The sequence below is a fragment of the Chryseobacterium potabilaquae genome, assembly GCF_902728265.1.
Taxonomy (GTDB): Bacteria; Bacteroidota; Bacteroidia; order Flavobacteriales; family Weeksellaceae; genus Chryseobacterium; species Chryseobacterium potabilaquae.
Genome location: NZ_CACVBR010000002.1, coordinates 287,568 through 295,164, shown reverse-complemented (window position 1 = coordinate 295,164; position 7,597 = coordinate 287,568). Strand labels below are relative to the sequence as shown.

Genomic DNA, 7,597 nt, shown 5'->3' with positions numbered 1-7,597 from the left:
AGCCCGATGAATTGATTCCTCTATGTTTGGAAAGATCTGAGCAGATGTTGATTGGAATCTTAGGGGTATTAAAATCAGGCGGAGCGTATGTTCCTATGGATCCTGGTTATCCTATGGATAGAATAGAGCATATTTTGGGAGATACCAAGGCTAGAGTTGTAATCGTTGAAGAGAGTACGAAGGATCGTTTATATGACTATAAGGAATTAGTAGATAGAGAAGAGGAATCAACTCTAAGTATTCTTAGTCTGAATTCTTCAGATATGAAAGATAGCTTGAATATATGTTCTATAGAAAATCCTCTTCCCTCTGTGAGCTCTTCAGATCTGGCGTATGTTATTTATACGAGTGGCACCACTGGTAAACCCAAGGGAGTGATGATAGAGCATAGAAGTGTTGTAAATCTAGTTGAAAGTATAAGAGTAGTTTATGATTGTAGTGAAAGGGGCAAGTTTACCGCTTATACCTCTTATGTTTTTGATGTTTCTGTTTCGGAGATCTTTAGTGCTTTATTGTATGGTAATGAATTGCATTTATTATCAGATACTATAAGAAAGGATTCATCTTCGATCAGTGATTATCTTCTTGCTCAAGAAATTACGCATACTTATCTTCCGCCGGTATTATTATCTTTATTACCCCGTAATGTTTATCCTCATTTACAGGCTATTCTTTATGCTGGTGAACCTTGTGATGAGGAAACGGGAATATATTGGGGCGAGCATAAGAAGTTGTATAATCTTTATGGTCCTACTGAATCTACGATATATGCTACCTGTAAGGAGATCGTTGAAGGAGAGGTTCATGTGATAGGTAAGCCTCTTGTGAATACCACCACTTATGTATTAGATGAATACTTACGTCATGTTCCTTTGGGGGGAGTAGGAGAGCTATATATCGGAGGAGTAGGAGTTTCGCGGGGCTATTTGAATCTTTCTGAGCTTACGGCTGAGCGTTTTGTTGTTAATCCTTTCCAGAGAGAAGAGGAGAAGGAAATAGGTTATAATGGACGGATGTATAAGACAGGAGATTTAGTACGTTTTCTACCAGATGGTAATTTACAATATATAGGTCGTAATGACTTCCAGGTAAAGATCCGAGGTTATAGGATAGAATTGGGAGAGATAGAAAACGCCTTATTGAGTTATGCAGGTATTCGTCAGGGAGTTGTTTTGGCTAAGGAACAAGGTTCAGGGATAAAATACTTAGTAGGTTATTATGTGTCTGATGATGTAGTTAATCATGAAGACTTATCTATGCACTTATCAGGTCTTCTTCCTGATTATATGGTCCCTTCTGTGTATGTTCATTTGGAAGAGCTTCCTGTTACGCTTAATGGTAAGTTGGATCGCAAGGCTTTACCTGAACCTAACTTCACAGGAGATAAGGAATATATCGCACCAACAACGGTTCTGGAAAAACAATTAGCGGAGTTATATGGAGAGGTCTTAGGCTTGGAATCTTCCAGTATCAGTATTCATGATGATTTTTTCAGATTAGGAGGAGATAGTATTATCAGTATTCAGTTGGTGAGTCGTTTACGAAAGAGATTGGATTTTTATATCACTGTGAAAGATATCTTTACTTATCGTTCAGTAGAAAAGCTTTCAGCTTTTATTGAAAGGAATTTGAAAAATAAAGTGAGAGTTGTTCGTTCAGAACAGGGTGTTTTACAGGGTGTTGTTCCACTTCTACCTATTCAAGAATGGTTCTTTGAACAGGTTAAAGATGGCGTATTTCCTGATTTTAATCATTGGAATCAATCATTTTTAATTAATGTCCCTAAGTTAGACTTGGAAGTATTAAAAAAGAGTTTAGGTGTACTTATAGAGAAGCATGATGTTTTACGTATGTCTTATCCGAATATAGATGGTACATATGTTCAACATTACGGTGGTTTATTTGTACCTCCTGTAAGTCTTCTAGATTGTTCTGGTATTACAGAAACACAGCTTATTGATATTTTTACAGATTGGCAGAGTGGGTTTAATATCAGTGAAGGTCCTTTATTGCATATAGGCTATATAACGGGTTATGAAGATGGAAGGGCTAGAATATTTTTTGCATTTCATCACCTTATTATCGATGTTGTAAGCTGGAGGATTATAACTGAAGATCTTAAAACGATTTATCAGTCTTTTGAAAAAGGGTTGTCAGAAGAAATATCTGCTGATTCCAAAGGAAGTAGTTATCGTCAATGGTCAGAAGCTATAGCTGGTTATAAAAAAGAATCACCTGTAGACCGAGAAACGGAAATTGCTTATTGGAATGATGTAGTTGTTGAAAGTAATAATAGTAATCATTTCCTGAGTGGCTTATCCGTTCAGAATTCTTATTATGGCCATGTTGTATTGGATGTAACTTATACGGAGAAGCTACTTCGTGAATGTCATCAGGTGTATCATACTCAGATTAATGATATTTTGCTCTCTGCGCTATCTTTGGCTCTCACGGATTTTACGGGTTCTTTTTCGCATACGATTTTATTGGAGAGTCATGGAAGAGAAGATATCTTTGATGATTTAGATATTACAGAAACAGTGGGTTGGTTTACCAATATGTATCCATTTGGGCTTCATAGTTCTTCAAGTCTTTTGGAAACACTAATGATAACTAAGCAGTCATTAAGAGCAGTCCCTAATAATGGTATTGGCTATGGAAGCCTTATGGGATATGTAGATCAGGCTCTTCCTCATATAAGCTTTAATTATTTAGGGCAATTAGATCAGGAAAATTCAGATAGAGAAGGGGCGTGGCATATCTCCTCAGAGAGCAGTGGTCTCTCTTTTGGAAATGATAACCGAAGTACTTCAATCATTACGATTAATGGAGCAATTACCGAAGGAGAGCTACATTTTTCCATTTTGGGTTATTTGCCTGAGACCCAAGTGGAATATTTTACAGAATTATTTAAGAAGCGCATGATAGAAATAGTGGATACACTTTCTTCTATGGAGAAATTAGATATGAATACGAAGAACAATGAAATAGAATTTGATGAGGGAGATTATAAAGCAATAGTTTCTCTTAATGATGCTAAAGGTAAACCAAACATGTTTATGATCCATCCCGCATCTGCAGGATGTGAGGTTTATCAATCACTTTCTGATCAATTAATATCTGATTATCATTGCTATGGATTAGATTCTTACAATTTATATAATGAGAAAAAGATTGATAATCTTCATCAATTAGCCACCTATTATTTGAATTATATTGAAAAGATACAGCATGAAAGCCAACAAGAGGAATATATATTATTGGGGTGGTCTTTAGGGGGACAGATAGCACTGGAAATAGCTTCCGAGTTAGAAAGGAGAGGACATGTAAAAATTACTGTATTCTTATTGGATACCATTATTCGTGCTACAGATCCAGAATTGATGAAATTAATTTCATTACCTTCCGATGAAGATATAAATGAAAAACACCATGTCTCTATCAATAGTGATCATTTTATAGAAATTAAAAAAATATTGGTGAGTGAATATGCTATTGCAAATCAAAAAATTTCTACAAATCTGAAGTATACAAAGACCATATTATTAAAAGCAATGATTGAAGAAGAGTATAAAAATCCATTACTTGCAGGCTATATACATCAGTTGCCATGTAATAACGTGGATACATTACTTGAAAAACAAAATTTAGTAACAGTTTATCCTCTTAATGTGGCACATCATTATATAATGCAAGAAGAACAGCAAATAATAGACATTATAAAAAGAACATTAGATTAAAATATTTTTAAGCTAAACAAAGTATAAGGAAATTATGAATACAATATTTTGAAAAAATTGATTCTACATATTCAAAGATAAAATGACTTGTTACATTGAGATATTTTTATTGATTTAACAATCCAATTTTTAATTTTCTCAACTATGGAATAAAGAAGAAGAGGCCCAATGATCATTTAGGTGTTCAAAAGGGCCTACTTTTATGGTTATTTTGTTTCCCTGAAAATGTAAGAAGTAATTACAGTCAATTTTTGAAAACGTTTTTTCTCGCAGATGGGGAATGAGAGCCTTAATATGGGGCTTAATTGTTAGTATCTATTTGTATAATTTATTTTTTTTTAATAAAAATAGTATTTCGAAAAATAGATACTCTACTTTTGTGGAAAATTAATCCATAGAGTATTACATCTTTAGTAAATAAAGAAATACTTATTTAATTATGCAAAAAATAAATTAAATATGGATTATAATTTTAGTATTTAGAAAAACACAATTAAAACGCAATGATAAAAATTCCCTTAACTTGGAAAAAACTTTATTCCAGGTGTAATAATATTCAGTTTTATTTTAAAGCTGAAATAAAAAGTTCAATTGATTGCCTATTTGGTTTTCAGGATTATATAGGAAGTGTAATTCCTTTTCACGTTCTTATTCCAACTACACAACGACCTCTTGTCGGTTTGGTCTTTATGATTCCGACAGATGATTTTCTACACAGTTCCCATCTCATTCATTAATTCATTGATATGCTTTACGTTGTAATTTTTGTATGCAGTTTTATTGCATTTGGGATAAGTGTGATCTGTGGTGGTGGCGCGGGCCTAATATTGTTATCTGTTCTTAATCGATTTTTACCCGTAATTCAGGTTCCTGCTGTTTTGTCAATTGGGACTTCCAGTAGCTCTTTTTCCCGTGTTATTATTTTTTATCGGGACATTAACTGGAAGATTGTCCAGTTCTTTTTACCGACAGCGTTACCGGGTGTATTATTGGGAAGTTGGATGCTTACGTATGTTAATTCTTTATGGGTTGAATTGATCATGGCACTTTTCCTTATTGGAAATTTACCACAAGTATTTAAAGGTAAAGATTATAAAACCGAAGAAAAAGAATTAGGAATGTCAAATTTACTTACCATAGGTTTTTTTGCAGGTCTTACTTCGGGTTTTATCAGTGCAGGAGGAATTCTTTTTAATAAATTTTACATGAAAATCGGAATGACCAATCAACAAATCGTTGCTACCAGGGCTGCGAATGAGATTGTACTGAATATTGTAAAACTTATCATATATATATACCTTGGATTATTTACAATGACCTCTCTTAAAATAGGAATTGTTGTAGGATGTGCTGCCATATTATCTTCTTATATTATGAAGAAAATTATACCACGAATTAGTATAAAATGGTTTTATACTCTTGGTTTTTCTACGATGGTAGTATCTGGAGTTGTTATGTTAATAAGTTTTTTTGAAAAATTTCACAGATAAAATAAAAACATGACTTTGTTTAAAGTTTTGGTAGTGTCTCACTTATACAATTAATGAGACACTATTTATTTTTTTAGAAATCTGTAGTCTGCTTTTATGATGTTAAATTAAATTAATCAGAAGAATAAATATATTTTCCTCATATATTTTAAGGGGTATGTGAATAGGAGTATTACTTGTCTAGATTTTCTTTTGGTTGGTAATCAGGATGACCTAGCTGCCAAAATGCAAATGCAAATATGTCACTTAAATCAGAATATCGCTGAAAGATAGGAATAGATCCCCCTCCATGGCCGCCTTCATAATCTATTTTCAAAAGTATAGGATGAGAAGAAGCATCATCTGCCATCAATTTAGCTGCAAATTTTGTTGATTGCCAAGGGGCAATTCTAGGGTCATTAATTCCTGTAGAAATTAGAGTTGCGGGATATTTTATTCCCTTTTTTATATGGAGATAGGCATCCATTTCTAATATTCCTTTAAATTCTTTCGGATCCTTTATGCTTCCATATTCAGACACATCGGTTCCACCTATTCCATTTTTTTCAGATCTTATGGTATTTAAAACACCAGCTTCTACAATTACAGCTCCAAATAAATCTGGACGTTTGGTCATTGCTCTCCCAACAGTAATACCACCTGCACTTCCTCCCCAAATGGCAATCTTTTTTTTTGAAGTAAATTTTTTCTTTATCAAATACTCAGTACATGCAATTAGATCTTTCCAAGAATTAGGTTTCTTTTCTTTATATCCTCCCAAACGCCATTCTTCACCTTTTTCTCCTCCTCCTCTTACATGAGCAATTGCCATTATTCCACCTTGACTAGCCCATAATAAAAAACTTTTAGCAAAAAAAGGATTTCTAGATATTCCATATGCTCCATAGCAATCTATTAAAACAGAAGCTGTGCTATTTTTTTTAATATTTTTATTGTAAATTAAAGATAGTGGTATTTCAACTCCATCATGAGACTTTGCTGTAGTTTCTTCAACTACAATGTTTTTGAATTCAGGATATTCAGCAACTGGAGTGAGATTTTCTGGTTTAAAGGTATTTGTGATCAAATTATAACGGAAGCGTTGTTCTTCATTTGCCCACCCTGAACAATTCACCCATATATCAGAAAAATTCTTTCCTTTGGATTGTAAATTGATATTACCTGCAATAAAAGGAAGTTTAATATATGTTTCTTTTTTATTTTTATATAGGTATAACTTAGCTTCTACTCCATTTTTAGATGTGGTATAATAAATCCCATCTTTTGTAAGAGCATATTGAGTAATAACTTCATCTTTTTTTTGTGATACTAATACCTCTGGATTTTTAAAATTAGGATTATGGATGCTGGTTCTGCATAACTTAAAATTAGGGGAATTGTAACCAGATAAAAAATAAATATTATCTTCTGATAATCTTATAAAAAAGACTTTCGAATCTTTATGGTATAAAACTTTCCAATTTTTTTCACCATTGAGTAGATCTTTTTTGTCAATAATAAATGCATTTCTGAAATTTTCGGCACCTACTGGCATTCCAATATAGTATTTGTCTTTAGGATTAAAAACTAGGATAGCAGGAAGTTCATCCTTACCAATTTTTAACTCGGGATTATTTACATTTGAAAAGACATCATTTAATTTTTTAGGATCTGTGCCTATTTTATATAAAATTGATTGAGTATTTTTGCCAAATTGCTCAGAATTATTTTCAATCACGGGGTAATATACATAGAAAAAACCGGAATTATCTTCTAACCATTTGATTCCACCAATATTTGAAGGATTCGTATTGGTAATTATTTCAGGATGTATATATTTGGTTTCTACATCCATAATAATAACTTCAGACAATTCTTTCCCTTTTTCAGTTAAAGAAATGGCTATTTTATTCCCATCCCAACTGGGGCTGATTAAATTAATTATAAAATTATTTCCACTTTTAGATTTGAAATTATATGGATCATAAAGTAGTTCTTCTCTTTCATTAAACCCTGCTTTAAAATATAATTTAGATGCTTTTTCTTCAGCATTTCTTTTTAAATAAAAATATTTATCATTACTCGTTATTTTTAAATCAGATATAGAATATCCTTGCCTTTTATCTAGTTCTAGTCTTTTTTCTACATAATAATTTCGGTTTGGAATTTTATCTAATATCAAATTAGCATAATCTGTTTGGGATTTCATCCAATTATCCACTTGAAGATCTTTTAAATCTTCAAGATTTCTATATTCATCGATTATTTTAGTTCCAAAATATTGGTTTGTGGCAGGGAAATTTGGTGCTAAATTAATTTTTTGTGAATGGAAATTCACTGTAAATAAAATAGTAATGATAAATATAATATTTTTCACAAGCTTAAAAG

General features: G+C 32.3%; 4 protein-coding genes. 3 read left to right on the top strand and 1 reads right to left on the bottom strand.

Going from position 1 to position 7,597, the window contains the following annotated elements:
• The 3 genes from CHRY9293_RS02545 to CHRY9293_RS02535 all read left to right on the top strand — a co-directional run.
• Positions 1-3,740, top strand: a 3,740-nt coding sequence (locus CHRY9293_RS02545) for a non-ribosomal peptide synthetase (protein ID WP_162031464.1), incomplete at its 5' end; no start/stop codon positions are given.
• A gap of 503 nt (positions 3,741-4,243) precedes the next feature.
• Positions 4,244-4,477, top strand: coding sequence for a hypothetical protein (locus tag CHRY9293_RS02540; protein ID WP_162031463.1), 234 nt, complete (start codon positions 4,244-4,246; stop codon positions 4,475-4,477).
• 9 nt (positions 4,478-4,486) lie between these two features.
• On the top strand, positions 4,487-5,230 hold the full coding sequence (locus CHRY9293_RS02535; protein WP_162031462.1) for a sulfite exporter TauE/SafE family protein: 744 nt from the start codon (positions 4,487-4,489) through the stop codon (positions 5,228-5,230).
• Between the two features lie 172 nt (positions 5,231-5,402).
• Here the strand turns inward: CHRY9293_RS02535 and CHRY9293_RS02530 are convergent, their stop codons facing one another.
• Positions 5,403-7,586: a prolyl oligopeptidase family serine peptidase gene (locus tag CHRY9293_RS02530; RefSeq protein WP_162031461.1), complete on the bottom strand. Its 2,184-nt coding sequence runs from the start codon at positions 7,584-7,586 to the stop codon at positions 5,403-5,405.
• Positions 7,587-7,597: the final 11 nt, after the last annotated feature.

Excerpts from the sequence above, each read along its gene's own strand:
- CHRY9293_RS02540 (WP_162031463.1), top strand. The coding sequence starts at position 4,244 with ATGATAAAAATTCCCTTAACTTGGAAAAAACTTTATTCCAGGTGTAAT.
- CHRY9293_RS02535 (WP_162031462.1), top strand. The coding sequence starts at position 4,487 with ATGCTTTACGTTGTAATTTTTGTATGCAGTTTTATTGCATTTGGGATA.